This is a genomic window from Alteromonas sp. KUL150, assembly GCF_009811475.1.
GTDB classification, from domain to species: Bacteria; Pseudomonadota; Gammaproteobacteria; order Enterobacterales; family Alteromonadaceae; genus Alteromonas; species Alteromonas gracilis.
Genome location: NZ_BLIJ01000018.1, coordinates 1 through 16481 on the forward strand (window position 1 = coordinate 1; position 16481 = coordinate 16481).

General features: G+C 46.4%; 13 protein-coding genes. 4 read left to right on the forward strand and 9 right to left on the reverse strand.

Annotation, left to right across the window (positions count from 1 at the left end):
- Nucleotides 1–231 precede the first annotated feature (231 nt).
- From GVO62_RS03435 to GVO62_RS03465, 7 genes are all read right to left on the reverse strand, one after another.
- Complete coding sequence (locus tag GVO62_RS03435; protein WP_159117748.1) at nt 232–1365, reverse strand: HupE/UreJ family protein; 1134 nt, start codon at nt 1363–1365, stop codon at nt 232–234.
- Nucleotides 1358–2428 carry a hypothetical protein gene (locus GVO62_RS03440; RefSeq protein WP_159117749.1) on the reverse strand — a complete coding sequence of 357 codons (1071 nt, stop codon included), beginning with the start codon at nt 2426–2428 and terminating at the stop codon, nt 1358–1360. Before GVO62_RS03440 ends, GVO62_RS03435 begins: the two co-directional genes overlap by 8 nt.
- A gap of 70 nt (nt 2429–2498) precedes the next feature.
- On the reverse strand, nt 2499–3074 hold the full coding sequence (locus GVO62_RS03445; RefSeq protein ID WP_159117750.1) for an Ig-like domain-containing protein: 576 nt from the start codon (nt 3072–3074) through the stop codon (nt 2499–2501).
- Between the two features lie 11 nt (nt 3075–3085).
- Nucleotides 3086–4678: a DUF4331 domain-containing protein gene (locus GVO62_RS03450; RefSeq protein WP_120962006.1), complete on the reverse strand. Its 1593-nt coding sequence runs from the start codon at nt 4676–4678 to the stop codon at nt 3086–3088.
- 164 nt (nt 4679–4842) lie between these two features.
- On the reverse strand, nt 4843–5577 hold the full coding sequence (locus tag GVO62_RS03455; protein ID WP_159117751.1) for an anti-sigma factor: 735 nt from the start codon (nt 5575–5577) through the stop codon (nt 4843–4845).
- The gene (locus GVO62_RS03460; protein ID WP_159117752.1) at nt 5574–6107 is read right to left on the reverse strand and encodes a sigma-70 family RNA polymerase sigma factor; all 534 of its coding nucleotides are present in this window, start codon (nt 6105–6107) and stop codon (nt 5574–5576) included. The genes GVO62_RS03455 and GVO62_RS03460 overlap by 4 nt, the downstream gene beginning before the upstream one ends.
- Nucleotides 6108–6274: 167 nt before the next feature.
- Nucleotides 6275–8368: a TonB-dependent receptor gene (locus GVO62_RS03465; RefSeq protein ID WP_159117753.1), complete on the reverse strand. Its 2094-nt coding sequence runs from the start codon at nt 8366–8368 to the stop codon at nt 6275–6277.
- A 161-nt stretch (nt 8369–8529) separates the two neighbouring features.
- Between GVO62_RS03465 and GVO62_RS03470 the strand changes: the two genes are divergently transcribed.
- On the forward strand, nt 8530–9114 hold the full coding sequence (locus tag GVO62_RS03470) for an RDD family protein (RefSeq protein WP_159117754.1): 585 nt from the start codon (nt 8530–8532) through the stop codon (nt 9112–9114).
- Nucleotides 9115–9309: 195 nt separating this feature from the next.
- Here the strand turns inward: GVO62_RS03470 and lptG are convergent, their stop codons facing one another.
- The gene (gene lptG, locus GVO62_RS03475; RefSeq protein ID WP_159117755.1) at nt 9310–10371 is read right to left on the reverse strand and encodes an LPS export ABC transporter permease LptG; all 1062 of its coding nucleotides are present in this window, start codon (nt 10369–10371) and stop codon (nt 9310–9312) included.
- Nucleotides 10372–11472: an LPS export ABC transporter permease LptF gene (lptF, locus tag GVO62_RS03480; protein ID WP_159117756.1), complete on the reverse strand. Its 1101-nt coding sequence runs from the start codon at nt 11470–11472 to the stop codon at nt 10372–10374.
- 263 nt (nt 11473–11735) lie between these two features.
- On the opposite strand from lptF, the gene pepA reads away from it, so the two are divergent.
- The 3 genes from pepA to GVO62_RS03495 are packed head-to-tail and all read left to right on the forward strand — an operon-like array spanning nt 11736 to nt 16480.
- A complete protein-coding gene (pepA, locus tag GVO62_RS03485) occupies nt 11736–13241 on the forward strand; it encodes a leucyl aminopeptidase (RefSeq protein ID WP_105929652.1) in 1506 nt (501 codons plus the stop codon).
- 6 nt (nt 13242–13247) lie between these two features.
- Complete coding sequence (locus tag GVO62_RS03490) at nt 13248–13670, forward strand: DNA polymerase III subunit chi (RefSeq protein ID WP_105929440.1); 423 nt, start codon at nt 13248–13250, stop codon at nt 13668–13670.
- Nucleotides 13671–13705: 35 nt separating this feature from the next.
- Nucleotides 13706–16480: a valine--tRNA ligase gene (locus GVO62_RS03495; protein ID WP_159117757.1), complete on the forward strand. Its 2775-nt coding sequence runs from the start codon at nt 13706–13708 to the stop codon at nt 16478–16480.
- Nucleotide 16481: the final 1 nt, after the last annotated feature.

The window sequence follows — 16481 nt, forward strand, 5'->3', positions numbered from 1 at the left end:
TCCGTCATGTCTACCAATTCCATCACACTGGCATAGTGTATAGACATCAACGTGGTGTTGATGCTTGGCATTATAGCGATGCCGCGCGCCTATACAACTACTTTTTGTGCTTTTTATGACTAAGTGCCGAAAGATTGTCCAAAGGCGCTCGCCGCTTCAGCCATTTCTTATTTTTTGTCACTCGGTATAACCTTACTCTTATCTTTCAATTAATAACTAGGTTTGCCGCTGCTACCATCTCTGAAGCGTCCAATTAAGTGCAATTACCGCAATGATTGAAGATGCAATTGGCATTATTGCCTTGGCGTAAACCTTTACGTTTCGAATAGCCAGTAGCAGGGGTAGCAACAAAGAAACAATGGCGAGTTGACCTATTTCAGCCCCTAAATTGAAGGCCAATACGTTCATTACCAAGCTGCCCGACTGGGCGTTGAGGTCACCAAACACGCTGGCGAATCCCATTCCATGTAATAGTCCAAAGCCAAAGGTGATAAATCCTAATCGCATGATGATCGGAAACATGTTGTTTAATGCGGTGATGGCTACCGATAAGGCGATACCTAACTCTACTATACGGCTATCGAGCGTAATGAAATTGAGCGCTGTGGCCGTTAAGGTTATTGAATGAGCAAGAGTAAATGTGCTCACAAGTATCACCGTATTTTTAAAAATACGCGCTTTGCTTGCCGCTCTTTCCCAGCGGTTATTGTTTCGACGAAGGTTCACGGTAAGTAAGGTAGCAACCAAGAAGAGAATGTGGTCAAGCCCGATGAAAATATGCCAAATACCTTGGTATACCATTTCACCAAATTGAGTGAGCCAGTCATTGTTTAGAGGGGAAACAGTAATTGATGTTCGCTCGCTGTCTAATACATATACTCCGTTAAAGTCGTTTAGCGTTATCGACGTGAGTAACTTATGGGTAGGAAAGTCCGCGACAATGCCTGTGTATTGCACGGTTAGCTCGTTTAACTTTGCGCAAGTAACTTGAAGTGGATAGGCCAACACCGATTCTGCGGATATGTTTTTCATAGATGGTGGCGCTGTACTGAGCGCACAGCGCTGGCCATTATCACTGATGACAACATTGCTCTGTATATAATTGTTTGCCAAGCTGTGGTGTCGATTCACCTCGCCCCACGTAAGGCTACCGTTGTTATCAATATCTAACCCAGCAGCGCGACCGATATCTTCGGGTTTTAATAACAGTTCACCCGCTAGCGCATTGTCTGAAGTGCTATTAAGAGTTAAATACCCGTTGCTCAATTCGTGAGATAAGACGTCAGTACTAAGCAGTGTAAACATGAATAGCGCAATAAGCGTGTTTATACTTTTTTTATTGAAAAAAGGGATAGTGCTACACATCAGTGGATACCGCCTTTGCTTGTCGTGCCCGCTCTAGCAATTGCTTATCGCTATTATTTTGCGCATATTGCCAGTTAAGTTCGGCAAACTTTAAAGCTAGGGCATAGTTTGGTTCTACCTCTAAAAAGTAAGTTGCGACTTGTGCCGCGTGTGAGCTATCTTCACGCCAAACGCGAATCTCCATATTTTTAGCTAACTGAGATTGTACAGGAGAGGTTTGAATGCCCTGTGCTCGCTCTGCCTTAGCCCATTGAAGGAGTAAGCCGTCATCGGCAGTAGATATGTCAGGTACAGAGGCCTCTAAAGTCTCGGTTATGATTTTAAAATTGCCAAGCGAAGTGTGCGCTTCTGCCCAAACCAGCAAAGCGCTAATCGGAAGCTGTGAGAATTCCGTTTTGCCTAATAACTGAAGTGCCTCTTCAGCATTGCCTAATTCTAGCGTCATGTCTGCAAGCACTTCATAAAACCATTCTTGTTCAGTATGTGTGGCTGAACCGGTATATATTTCAAATGCTTTAAGCTTTTGTAGTAACCTAGGTTCAGCGTTTTGCGAAAAATCTGCGTTTACCATACAGGTAAAGGCAATCAAGAAGCTGGTTTTTCCAACTAACTGTTCGCAATATTGTTTTGCCTGTTTTGCGTTGCCCCGCTGAATATTGATATCTGCAAGAAGCAAATGCGCAGCTGGGGAGCGGTAATGTGATATTTGTGCTAAATGCTGCTCGGCTTGCTCAAATTTATGAATACCTTGAAGTAACCTAGCTTCAAGAACAACAAGACGCTCTTTTTGACCTAGATTTAATGCGTCATAGTTATTTCGCATTGCACGTGTAAAGCGTTCTACACGTTCCCGTTCATTGCCCTGTGCAAAAAGATATCGGCTTTGTGATAAAAGTTTATCTGCTTCATCAAAGCCTTTAATTGATGCGTGCTGGGGCTCCCAGGTTGCTATCACGGTATTGTAATTTAATGCTTCGTTTTGAATGTTTGCTGCGTTAGATTCGGTAATAAGCATTAGGTTTGAAAATAGGAGGGTGAAAGCAAACGTTTTAATAAACTGCATTGTCGTTTCCTTTAAAAAAGCCTTCCATGGCTTTACGGTTGACACTGTTTTCCGCTACCGATCCAGACTGTTAATCGATGAGTAAATCGTCGAAAGTCGTATCATCAGCATCCTGTGTGAACTCTCTTCCGTTAATTGGTAGTGGTTCGTCGGTAGGGGCTTGGTTAAATGCATCACGGGTATAGCTAGAAAACGATACCTGCTGAGCTTCTATGGTTACAGAAACCGATGCAGTCACCTCAGGGTTTACACCATCTGACACGGTAAACGTAAAGCTATCGCTGCCTGTTACCTGAGCGTTTGGTGTGTAAGTGAAGCTTCCATCAGCGTTAACTACAGCACTACCTAAGCTACCGTTTTCTCCAAGGCCGAAGGTAAGCGAATCGCCATCTTCATCTGTCGCAGTTAACGTACCGTCAAAGGCAATATCAGCTTGCGTCGTCAGCATCTGATCCACCGCTACTGGTGCCACATTTTCCTCGGGTGGCGTGTAATCGTCGTCATCATCGCTGTCAAAACAGCCCGAAAGCGCTAATACCAATCCCGATATGACCCAAACTCGGCGAGAGCGAGCGTTCGCTGAAGCAAAGCGCGCAATCGAAAATTGGCTGGAGTCATGATTAAATAATGTTTTCTTCATAGGCATAATTGCGTTCCTTATTCTGAACCAGCAAGCGGTGTTTTAAGGTAAGGGAATGCGTTATCAATCATGCTGGCGTCTACAGGTGCGCCGTCAGTGAAAGGTACGGTGCCCACACTTGCATCTTCTGGTGCACATAAACCTAAATCAGTGTCTTCACCTGCTACTGGAATAGGGTGACATAGGCGTCCCATTACTACGCGAAGTGCAATGTCCACCACGTCATCACCTGGGCGGCGACCGTTAGGGAAACCTGCTAAGTCATTTCCTGCTACACCAAAGGCCGACTGTGATTCAGCAGGTGTTGCTGGAATTCCAGTGTTTAGGCGAAGCATTTCAGACGCAGTTACGGTAGCTTGTTGGTTAACACCTGGGAAACCAGTTAGGAACGCTGTTACCAAGTCCGTGCGAGGGAAGTTAGTTGGTGCAAGAGTTTCAATCTCCGTACCCAGCGTGGTATTTACCGCATCTTTGAAAAGAATGTTAAGTAACTCAGGCAGTGATGGGTGAGTCACATAATCAGCGAATTGACCATCATTGCTAGGGTGAGAGGTTGAGAACTTATCCTTGTCACCGATACCAATAACCAGTTCATTCACAAGTGGACTTCCTAGACGAGAAACCTGTGTCATCGCTCCACCGTTAGTTTCTGGTTTTTCAAACGTCGCATCTGGGTTAAGAATGCGAGCTTGAGGTAAGCTTGCCGTTGTCCAGCCGCCAATTACGCCGTTTCCTTCGCCAGTCACACACGCAGCAGGCACTTCAATAGAAAGTGCCGTTACGTTCTTGTCTGCCAAGTCATCGTTCATCGCGCTTTGAGTAATACCGCCCGGGAACCCTTGGCCATCACCTGCACCCGGCGCACTGTCACCTTCAACAGGTACATAGTTTACAAGGTCAAAAGTTTTACCCAGATTTACGACGAAGGGGTCTTTACGCTGCCCAACGAATACCTTGGCCATGTCGTCGCAACCAGGGATGCTGAACGAATAGATAAAGCTTTGGGCATAACGGGCGTATTCCGCTTCGCTTGTGAAGGTTTTATTGCCGATATAATCAAGGGGCTTTTTAAACATATCGCCCATGGCTGGCGTTAGCGTTGTACGCGTACCTGTTTTAATGTCGCCACTGACCATAGTAAGACTGTACATTTCTGAAAAGTTTGCTGCGCTTGAATCATCTGCACTGATACCGCCAACGTTTTTAAGCGGTACTTTTACCATCTTTTTATCGCCTTCTGGGCCGATGGGTAGCGCTATACCTTCATTATCAGCAGCTAGCATGTTATTAAAATTAAAAACAAAGCTAATGTCTTCTACAGCATCACCATCGTTATCGATATGAATGGCGTAGTGGGCATTTGGATCCATAGCAAAGTAGTTAGGGCCGCCGTATGCATCCTGCAATGGAATGTAGTTTGCGATGAAGGTGACGTAGCCTTCTCGGCCTTGTTCATAACTGTTAAATGCGTAGAAGTCAGTGCTGTCTAGCGCTGGATGACGAGTAATGTTCGGTGCTTCTCTATGGCTTGACGCAACTGCGCCCGCTGTTATGGCTGCACACGTTACAGCAACGGCCAAAGACAAGGTTTTGCGTTTAAATTGGATCATGTCGAGTCTCTCTGTTTTTATGAGTTCAAAAGTTAAACGACTGAGTTTTGGCTTTAGATGCAAAATAATTTAAAAAAATGAAAAAAAGTTTTTACAGAAAGTTTAGATATAAAAAAGGCCACATAAACAGTGGCCTTAAGATGTGTCGCTTTTTGCTAGAAAACTTAAACTGACACAATAGGAGCAATATAAAGTACTTCGGTCGGCGAGCCAGTCACCGAACCACCTGGCGCTTCTAAACTAACAGCCAGGGCTGCGATACTTTGACTAAGTAAAATGTCGGGTGTCGCCCGAGTATCTCCGTTAGCCTCCGGCAAAAGCCCGAGCGAAATCGGTGCTTCGCCGTTTGCTGGTACCATCCAGAGTTCATAGTCTTTATCTGCAAGGGCAACAAAGGCATCAGTCACCTTAACGTTCATACTATCGCCTGAAACTTCTATTACCCACAATGGCGTGTTGTCTGCGTTGTTGACCACGGCAATATGCGAAACGACAGGAGCTGGTACAGGCTGCATGACGAAAAGTAATACGGCCAACACCATTGCTGCAGCTGTAGATATGAACGATAAGTTCTTCCAGCGTTTCTGCTTTTCTTTCTCAAAGTCGATAACCTCGCCAGACTTACTAGAAGGTTGTGTATCGCTAGCTACGCTTGCGTCGTCAGCGGCTTTATGTCCAAGTTTTACTTGGATGTTTTCCCACACGTCGTCTGGCGGCGTCACAGGCGGGAGCGTCTCCGCAAAGCCGGTTAGATATTGTTCCCATTGGGCCGTTGCATCGCTCACCGCTTGATATTGCATCATTAACTTTTGATAGCGTGTGCGCGCTTTACCTCTGAGGGTACCAACAACGTATTCCGCTGCCAGTGCATTAAGTCGTTCTTCTTTCAAATAATTCATAGTGACAAGCACCTCTGCAAGCTCTGCAAGCCTCGTCTTATCCAGCTTTTAATTGTACCAAGGGGCGAGGCCAAGTGACTCACCACTTCTTGATGAGACATACCGTTAACGTAAGCTAAATGAATAGCTTGGCGCTGAGGGCCGTCTAATTCATCCAAGCACGCGGCTAGTTTAGCTTGCTCTGCACCCAGTTTAACATTTTGTGAGCTCTCTACTCCCGATGGTGCATCATCGTTTAGCTCAACTTCGTTTCTTACATTGTGATAGCGAATTAAGTCCAGTGCCCGATAGCGCGCAATGCTTACCATCCAAGTGAGCACGGTGCCTTTGCCTCGCTGATAATTGCCTGCGTTATGCCATATTTTAATGTAAGCATCTTGTGTGGCTTCATCGGCAAGCTCTGGCCGTTTTAGTAGCTTTAAAGCAACTGCATAAAGCTGTGGGCTGGTTATTTTATAAAGCTCTGCGAAGGCTTTTTTGTCACCGTCTGCTGTTTTACACAGCAAAGGGAACAAAGTTTCATGTTCCATCGTTGCTCCTACCTTTTATTGTTATGGCACCATTCTCACGATGATACTGACTTTCGAAAAATGCTGCTTCTAAGTATTTAAACTAGCACGCTTTTTAAACATTCACATAAAATATTGCGGCGTCAAAAGGGCCTACGCCGCTATTGCTATTAAAAGCTTATGCACGGTTAATATTTCAAGGAAACAGTAAGACGAACGTTTCGTGGTTCAACCGGGTGATAGTGCAAATCCTCTATGCCATCTTCAGGTTCGCCAGGAAGTCTCGACGCATAAAAGTAGTCGATATCATGATCATCACTATCAAGGGCGTTCAACACTTCTAAAGTCACGTCCCACATCGGCTGACGATAAGCGACCTGTGCGTTCATTAAAAACGTTGATGGCGGTGAAACTTCATCGAAGCTTTCCACCGTACGAGAACTTAAATAACGACCTCGCAGCGTATAACTAAATCCAAGCTGGTTGCTGTTTTGAAAATACGTGAGGCCCGCGCTCACAACGCCCGGAACTGTACCGTCAATATGGCGGCCTTCGCCTTCTACGCTGTCGCTGAATCTTGCTTTTGTCCAAGCAGCTTCAATGTCAGTTGTTAAATGATGATTAACCCAGTAGTAGGCACTTACTTCTATTCCGTGTCTTTCTGATGGTCGACTCGCTTCGGTGAAGCCTGCGTCGCCGACATAAACAAGTTCACTATCTAGTTCTAGTCGCCACAATGCAGCTGAAACGTTATAAGTTCTATTGTCGGTAAAATTAACCCCGGCTTCATAACCAAGAGACTTCACTAGTAACGGTGATGGTTCGGTTGCATCCCCACTTACCGGATCTACAGTAATAGTTGCACCCCGCGCGTCGTTTGAGTGATAGTCTTGACCGATATTGGCAAATGCGGTGAGCTGTTCAGACAGCAAGTATTTCAGGCCTGCTTTTAACGTAAAAATACCATCGTCAGCACTACCGCTGTTGGCGTCTAAATCGCTATCTACGTTAACATCTAAGTAATCATAACGACCGCCTAACGACAGGCTTAATCTATCGTTTAGAAAAATATTGGACTGAGCAAAAAGTGCATAGCTGTTACTTTCTATCGCGTCCTCTCTAACAGTGCCAAACCGGGTTAAATTTTGAGTGCGATACAAGCCTACATTGTCGATATCGTCAAAGCGCCACTGGCCGCCCAAGGTAATACTGCTCCCTTCTGTAATAGCGAAGGGGAGGGTAGTGAATATTTCACCGCCATAGATTTTTCTATCATCAGCTTGTTCGAACTGATCGCCTCGCTCAGGGTTATCGAGGAAGTAAGTGAAGTTAGAAAATAAACTAAGCTCAGTGTCTATGGCATAAATAGAGGCGTTCCATGTGTCGCTAGCGTAGTTTGCAGATAGGCTATAGCGAGAAGACTCCCCACCAACCTGGGTATCGATAGAGCCAAGGCGGTCTATTAAGCCGCTTTGAATAGCACGCTCTGGTACCTGATCGGCGCCATTCCAACTATTATCATAAGCCATGCCTGTTATGGTAAGTTGGCCATCTAACATTGGCGTAATATATCGAATATGAGCGTTTTTCTTTTTTACGTCTTCGTCAACATCAGTCCATGGGCCGTCATAGGTTTGATATTCTAAAGCCGTAACAACGCGGCTTTCTCCTGTTTCAAACTGGTTTAGTGCAACGGCGCGCTTAAATCCAAACTCGCCTAAACCTAAGAATACCTGGTTATTTTCAAGGGAATCTCTCAAATTAAAAATCGCGCCGCCTGCGCTAGAAAAATCGCCAATGTTGGCATAGTAGGTACCTTTAAAGTAGCTAAGGCTGTCGATGAGTTCAGGAATTATAAAGTTTAGGTCGCTGTATCCTTGACCGTGGCCGTGGCTACGCATGTTGACCGGCATTCCATCAACGCTTACGGTAAAATCGGTTCCATGGTCAAGATTAAAACCGCGAAGAAAATACTGGTTGGCCTTCCCTGAACCGCTGTGTTGCGTCACCATCATACCCGGAATAAATTCCAATATTTCACCAGCGCGTAGCATTGGGCGGTCAATCATAGTGTCACCCGACACCCATCCCTGAGAAGCAGAAATAAATTCTCCATCTTTTACCGACGAGTCACCGCGTACCCGAATATGCTCAATATCACCTTCTGGGTCATCGAGGGCGAGTGTGGGCGCAGTTGCGAGTAATATAGCGCTAGCAGTTAATGTTTTTGCAAAAGTTAATGTGGTCACTTTATGATTTCCGTTATCAGTTTTAATAACCATAACGAATGAATGCGGTACTTGGATGCATTATTTTTAATAACTGTGCAGTCATCGATTTATCAATCATTTTATTAATGACATTTAGTGTAGCTTATTGTGTTTAAGCTACAGGGCGCTTGTGTCAAAATATATATCGAAAATGATGATGTGAAGAGATACCCGTGGCACGACACGATAAGAAAGTTAAGAAAAGGCTATCGGCACCAAAATCGTCGACGACTGCTGAACATGAAAGTGCTAGTAGCGCAGACTCAGAAAGTGAAACCCTTGAGCGAGCGGGGTTTATCCGCAGGTTACTTGCTATGGTTTACGACACCCTAGTGGCAACCGCCGTAGGCATGTGCGCAGCGATGGTGATGATAGTCACGCTGGTGGTTATGTTAAAAAACGGTACGCTCGATTTACAGGGGTACGCGGAGCCCGCTGACCTTATTCAGGCGTCGTTTGGCTATAAGCTGCTTATTCAAGCTTGGGTAGGCTTGTGGATAGCTGGTTTTTTCTTGTGGTTTTGGCGCAGAGGTGGGCAAACATTAGGTATGCGAGCTTGGCGCTTGCGGATTTATAGCACCGTTGAAGAGCCCATGACTTGGCCTCGCTTATTCATTCGACTTTTTGCATCGCTAGGTGGTCTCGGTACTCTGTTGGTCTTATTTGATTTTAAGAATAAACAGTCACTGCAAGACCGTCTAGCGAAAACAGAAGTGTTGAAATTAAGCAAAGAGGCAAACGATCACAAAAGTTGGTAGCGTGCGTTTTGGTTGGCTTGAGAAACATATTTTAGAAGGCTATCACTTACTAGCGACGATAATCTATCGGTCAACTGGTAGTGAGTATATAAGCTTTAATACGAAAAAAAGTATTAAAAAAAAGAGGCGAAGCCTCTTTTTTTATATGTGCTGTAAGCTTTCAAAACACCAAGCGTAAGTCACGTTGTTGTTTGATTATCGCCTTAGCATAATACCTGCGACGGCAGCAAACAGCAGGCTTGGTAGCAAAGCACCAAGGAACGGCGGCAACTGATATACTAAGCTCACGGGGCCAAATACTTCGTTTAATATAAAAAAGCCAAAACCTGTTAGTACGCCCATAATAACGCGAGCACCCATAGTCACGCTGCGCAACGGTCCGAATATAAACGACAGCGCCATCAACAACATAACGCCAACTGATATAGGCTGAAAGATTTTTCGCCACAGCGCTAACTCATAGCGAGATGGATCTTGGTCGTTATTATCTAGATAGTTCACGTAATCAAGCAGGCCAGTAATAGACAATGCTTCGGGCTTAACCGCCACAATCCCCAATTTATCGGGAGTAAGGGTCGAGTTCCAGCGCACACGATCGCTTTCATCTAACGTGACATTGGTTTCTGTAAACTGGGTTACTTCCACGCTGTTTAGCCACCAGCCATCGCCGTCAAACTCTCCATTTTTAGCATAGGTGATACTGTCTAGTGAAAGGTCAGCATTGAAACTAAATATGCTCACATCTTTTAGCGAGTCTTGGCTCAGCACTTGGCCAATGCTCACAAACCTGTCTCCATCCTTTGCCCATACAAGCTTGTCAGATGAAAATAAACTTCCGCCCGAAATGGCTTCTGTTCTTATTTGTTTAGCTTTGGTTTCACTGTAAGGCGTTACCCATTCACCTATGGCCATCACCAGTAAAATCATAACAAGCGTCGATTTCATGGCCGAGTTGATGATATTCCAGCGGCTCATTCCCGATGCTTGCATGACCACGAGCTCACTGTTGCTGGCCAAAACGCCCATGCCAATAAGACCGCCAAGCAGGGTAGCCATAGGAAAAAATTGTTCTAAATCACGGGGCAAGCTTAGTAGTACGTAGATAAACGCGGCAAGCATGTCGTAGTCGCCTTCGCCTATTTTGCGCAACTGTTCCACGAATTTAATAAGTGCACTTAAACCAATAAGAACACTAAGAGTGACGGTTATGGTGCCCAACAACGTTCGCGCTATATACAAATCGAGGATCTTAAACATCTATTTCTTCCTCAATATCCAAGCGCGAAGCTCTGTGCCAGTTTTCCTGTCTCGCACAATAAGCATAACGCCTATTATCAGCATAATGGTATGAACCCACCACAAACCAAGCTGGGGCGGCATTTTTCCGTCCTCTAATACTCGTCTGCTTGCAAGTAGTAGTAAGAAGTAGCCAAGGTAAAGTAAAATGGCAGGGAACATTTTCCCAAAGCGCCCCTGACGCGGGTCAACGGCGCTAAGAGGAACGGCAATAAGCACTAAAAATGGGATGGATAAGGGGATAGCAATACGCCATTGAAGCTCTGCTCTAGCTTCAATACTGTCGTCTTCCCAAAGCTCGTTGGTGGGCAAAACACTTACCTTGCGACGGGTCTCGTCTGCAGGTTTATCGGCTATCTGAATCTGGTATTCATCAAACTCAACTTTACGGAAGGCCTTTTCAGACTGCTTGCCTTCGTACTGCACCCCTTCTTTTAATACAAGGTTTCGCGTGCCGTCAGGGTTATTAGCCACTTCACCAGTTTGCGCATACACAACGCGGACATCGCCTTCGCTGTCAGCTGTTTGATTTTGCGACAGGAAAACACGCTGTAAAGTGTCACTCTTGTCTACATCATGAACAAAAATAACCGCTTTCTCGTTACCGGTCTGTTGGAACCGGCCAGGCATCAGCGCCGAAAGTCCCGCCTCGTTTCGCGCTTTTTCCCGCAGTTGATATTCATTTTCGGCAGCCAGAGGCGCGAAATACAGTGTGATCGCGCCAGTAACTACCATGATGAGCACAGATAAAAATAGCATCACCCGCGTAACGTACCATTCACTGATACCACAGGCGCGCATCACCGTCATTTCACTGTCTACATAAAGCCTGCCGTGGGCCAGCATTATGCCTAAGTAAGCACTGATGGGCAGCACCAAAGATGAGAGAATGGGGGCATATAAACCCAAGAATCCAAGCACTAGCCCAGCGGGAATGTCACCGTCTGATGCATCGCCTAAAACGCGCACAAATCGCAAGGTGACAAAAATGGCCATTAGGATGAAGAAAATCGCTAACTGAGATTTCAGCGTTTCCTTAAGTAAATAGCGGAATATCAGCATCTCAGCCCTTCCGGAAAATTAGGAATTTTAGTGAAAGAATGCACAATTTTGTTTAAACTTACTGTTTTTACAAGTTTTGCCTGCAATCATAAACCGTTTGCACGGTGTTTTGACGCAAAATTAACCTATATTCAATAGGCATGAAAGCGTGTATTGCAGCGAACTAAAAAGTTATGCTGCGTATTAAAACATAAAGCAGCGCGAAACGTTACGTGATTTTAGTCATCGTGCAAACCATAAACGACGAAAAGCGAGGTGATATCGTGGAGTTTAGTGTAAAAAGTGGCAGTCCTGAAAAACAACGCAGTGCATGTATTGTTGTGGGTGTCTTCGAGCCGCGTCGCCTAACGGCGGTGGCCGAACAACTAGACGAAATCAGTGAAGGTTATATCAGCAACTTGTTACGCCGTGGGGACCTTGAAGGTAAAGCGGGTCAAATGTTGTTGCTACACAATGTACCTAACGTACTGAGCGAGCGCGTGCTTCTAGTCGGTTGTGGCAAAGAGCGCGAATTAGATGAACGTCAGTATAAGAATATCATTGCCAAAACCATTCAAACGTTGAATGAAACGGGTTCAATGGAAGCAGTGTGTTTCCTTACCGAGCTTCACGTTAAAGGCCGTGATACTTATTGGAAAGTGCGCCAAGCTGTCGAGGCAACGGAAGACACGCTTTACACCTTCTTGCAGCTTAAAACGAAAAAAGGCGAGCCTCGCCGCCCGCTGCGTAAAATTGTATTTAATGTACCTACCCGTCGCGAACTGACGGTGGGCGAGCGTGCTATTGAGCATGGCTTGGCCGTTGCTCGTGGTGCAAAAGTGACTAAAGACGTGGCCAACATGCCACCAAACATTTGTAACCCCGCTTATCTGTGGCAACAAGCGCAAGAGCTAGCTAGCCAATACGACAGTGTCACTGCTGAAGTGGTTGATGAAACCCAAATGGCAGAGCTAGGTATGCAGGCATATTTAGCGGTTGGTCGTGGGTCTGACAACGAAAGCATGATGAGTATTATGCATCACCGCGGCGGTGCTGCAGACCAAGCACCTATTGTGCTTGTTGGTAAAGGTCTTACTTTTGATTCTGGCGGTATTTCAATTAAGCCAGGCGAAGCCATGGATGAAATGAAGTACGACATGGGCGGCGCTGCAGGCGTGCTTGGCACAATGCATACCATCGCTGCACTTAACCTGCCAATTAACGTTATCGGCGTACTAGCAGGCTGTGAGAACATGCCAGACGGTAAAGCATACCGCCCAGGCGACATTCTAACGACCATGTCGGGCCAAACCGTTGAAGTGCTTAATACTGATGCAGAAGGCCGTTTGGTATTGTGCGACGCACTAACTTATGTAGAGCGTTTCGAACCAGAGCTTGTTATTGATGTTGCTACGCTAACGGGCGCGGCAATTATTGCGCTAGGTCATCACGCAACGGCAGTAATGAGCACGCATAACCCTCTTGCTCACGAGCTACTAAATGCATCGGAGCAAAGCTCAGATCGCGCATGGCGTCTACCGCTATGGGATGATTACCAAGAGCAGCTTGAAAGTCCGTTTGCCGATATGACAAACCTTGGTGGTCGCCCTGCAGGGTCAATCACAGCGGGTTGTTTCCTGTCACGCTTTACTAAAAAGTACAACTGGGCGCACCTTGATATTGCCGGTACGGCATGGCGCAGTGGCAAGAACAAAGGCGCAACAGGCCGTCCAGTGCCAATGCTGTCTCAGTTCTTGATGAACCGCGCAGATATCAAATTAGAGGACTAATCATAAATGCCACAAGTGATATTTTATCAACTTACCAGCAGTGACAATGGTGTGGCAGGCCGCGCCAGTGAAGTCATTGCGTCAGCGTTTGCCAATAAGCAAAAAATTAGCGTGTTGTGCGATACACAGGCGCAAGCTGAAGAAGTTGATGAATTGTTGTGGCAGCTACCGGCTGACCGCTTCGTGCCCCATAATCTTTTTGGTGAAGGGCCGCAGTCGGGAACGCCGGTGGAAATTTGTTGGCGGCCAGAGCAGGTAGCCAGACGACAAATGGTGGTAAATGTGGGTTCCGGCATGGTGCCTTCGCCTAACCAGCATCGTCAAATCATCGATTTTGTACCCGTGGACGAGAATGCCAAACAGGCCGCACGGGTGAGATACAAAAACTATCAGCAAGCTGGATGCAATATGCAGTTTAAATCTGCATAGCTCATTCGCGTTTAGCTTCAATTTGAGAGTGTGTAATGGATAAAACCTTCGAACCGCAGTCCATCGAGCAGCAATGCTACAAGTCATGGGAAGAGGCGGGTTTATTTAAAGCTTCAGGTAGCGGCGACCCTTATTGTATTTTGCTTCCGCCACCAAACGTTACCGGTAGCCTTCACATGGGCCATGGTTTCCAGCAGACCATTATGGATGCCTTAACCCGCTATCACCGCATGAAAGGCTATAATACGCTATGGCAAGTGGGTACCGACCACGCCGGTATTGCTACCCAAATGGTGGTAGAGCGCCAACTTAATGCACAAGGCAAGACGCGCCACGATTTAGGTCGCGAAGACTTCATCAAAAAAGTGTGGGAATGGAAAGAGCACAGCGGCGGTACGATCACCGGTCAAATGCGCCGCTTAGGTACGTCACCTGACTGGTCTCGCGAAGTGTTTACCATGGACGAAGACCTGTCTAAAGCCGTCACTGAAGTGTTCGTTAAACTACACGAAGAAGGCCTAATTTACCGCGGTAAGCGTTTGGTTAACTGGGACCCAGTGCTTCACACTGCAGTATCTGACTTAGAAGTACTGAACGAAGAAGAAGACGGCCACATGTGGCACATGCGCTATCCGCTAGCGGATGGCAGCGGTGAACTAGTGGTTGCGACAACGCGCCCTGAAACCATGCTAGGTGACACTGCGGTTGCGGTACACCCGGATGACGAGCGTTATCAAGGCTTTATCGGCAAAGAAATTAAGCTACCGATTACTGGCCGTTTAATTCCGGTTATTGCCGATGACTATGTCGACCAAGAATTCGGTACAGGCTGCGTTAAAATTACGCCAGCTCACGACTTCAACGACTACGACATGGGTAAGCGTCATAACCTGCCTATGATCAATATTCTTACTGACGATGCGAAAATTAACGACGATGCGCCAGAAGCGTATCGCGGTTTAGATCGCTTCGACGCCCGTAAGCAAATAGTGGCTGATTTAGACGCACAAGGCGCATTGGTTAAGATTGAGCCGCATAAGCTTAAGGTGCCACGTGGCGACAGAACGGGCGCGGTTATCGAACCATACCTAACTGACCAATGGTATGTAGCCGTTGAGTCTCTGGCTAAGCCCGCGATTGAAGCGGTTGAAAGTGGCGAAATTCGCTTTGTGCCAGAGAACTGGAATAAGACTTACTACCAGTGGATGCACAACATTCAAGACTGGTGTATTTCACGTCAGCTGTGGTGGGGCCACCGCATTCCAGCGTGGTATGACGAAAACGGTAACGTTTTTGTTGGCCGCACCGAAGAAGAAGTGCGTGAGAAACATGGCCTAGGCAGTGACGTAACCCTTTCACAAGATGACGATGTGCTAGATACCTGGTTCTCAAGTGCGCTATGGCCGTTCGCGACCATGGGCTGGCCAGAAGAAACACCAGATCTTGAAACCTTTGTACCGTCTTCAGTGCTAGTAACTGGCTTTGACATCATCTTCTTCTGGGTTGCCAGAATGATCATGATGACCAAGAAGTTCACTGGCAAGATTCCGTTTAAAGATATTTATATTACTGGCCTTATCCGTGATGAGAACGGCGATAAAATGTCAAAGTCGAAGGGCAACGTGCTTGACCCAATCGATTTGATTGACGGTATTGATATTGAGTCGCTAGTGACTAAGCGCACTGCGGGCATGATGCAGCCTCAGCTTGCTGAGAAGATTGCTAAGCGTACCCGTAAACAGTTCCCTGACGGTATTCAGGCTTACGGCACAGATGCATTGCGCTTTACTTTTGCAGCGATGGCGTCAACCAGCCGCGATATCAACTTTGATATGGCCCGTGTTGAAGGCTACCGCAACTTCTGTAACAAAATTTGGAACGCATCCCGTTTCGTATTGATGAACACAGAAGAGCACGATACAGGCCGTGACGGGGGCGAAATGGTGCTTAGTATGGCCGATCGCTGGATTTGGGCTAAGTTCCAACAAACGCTGGTTGAGTTTGAAAAAGCGCTTGAAGACTACCGCTTTGATATTGCTGCGCAAACGGTCTACGAGTTTACTTGGAACCAGTTCTGTGACTGGTATCTAGAGCTCACTAAGCCTGTGCTTAGCAATGACGTCAGCACTGAAGCTGAAAAGCGCGGTACCCGCCATACACTAATTAACGTGCTAGAAAGCCTGCTTCGCTTGTTGCACCCGCTAATGCCGTTTATTACCGACACTATCTGGCGGCGCGTTGTGCCACTGAGTGCGCTTAAGGTGGAAGAGGGCGCAAGCATTATGGTTCAGGCATTCCCAGAAGTTGATGCGGCGAAGCAAGACGATAAAGTGCTTGCAGACATTGAGTGGGTGAAGAAGTTTATCGTAGGTATTCGTAATATTCGTGGTGAAATGGATATCTCGCCAAACAAACCACTTAATGCGCTACTTAAAAACGTAAGCGATGAAGACGCCCGTCGTCTTGATGCGGCTAAGGCATTCCTAGACAAGCTTTCTAAGCTTGAAACCGTTACGATATTAAAAGACGGTGAAGAAGCACCAGCCAGTGCCACAGCGCTTGTGGGTGAGATGGAAATTCTTATCCCAATGGCAGGGCTTATCGATAAAGACGCAGAGCTTGCCCGTATTACTAAAGCGATGGAGAAAATCGAGAAAGACGTATCTCGTACCCGTGGCAAATTAGGTAACGAGAAGTTCGTAAGTAATGCGCCAGAAGCGGTAATTGAGAAAGAACGTGCGAAGTTGGACGAGGGTGAAAAAGCCCTAGCTAAACTTAAAGAGCAGTTCGAGACCATTAAAGCACTGTAAA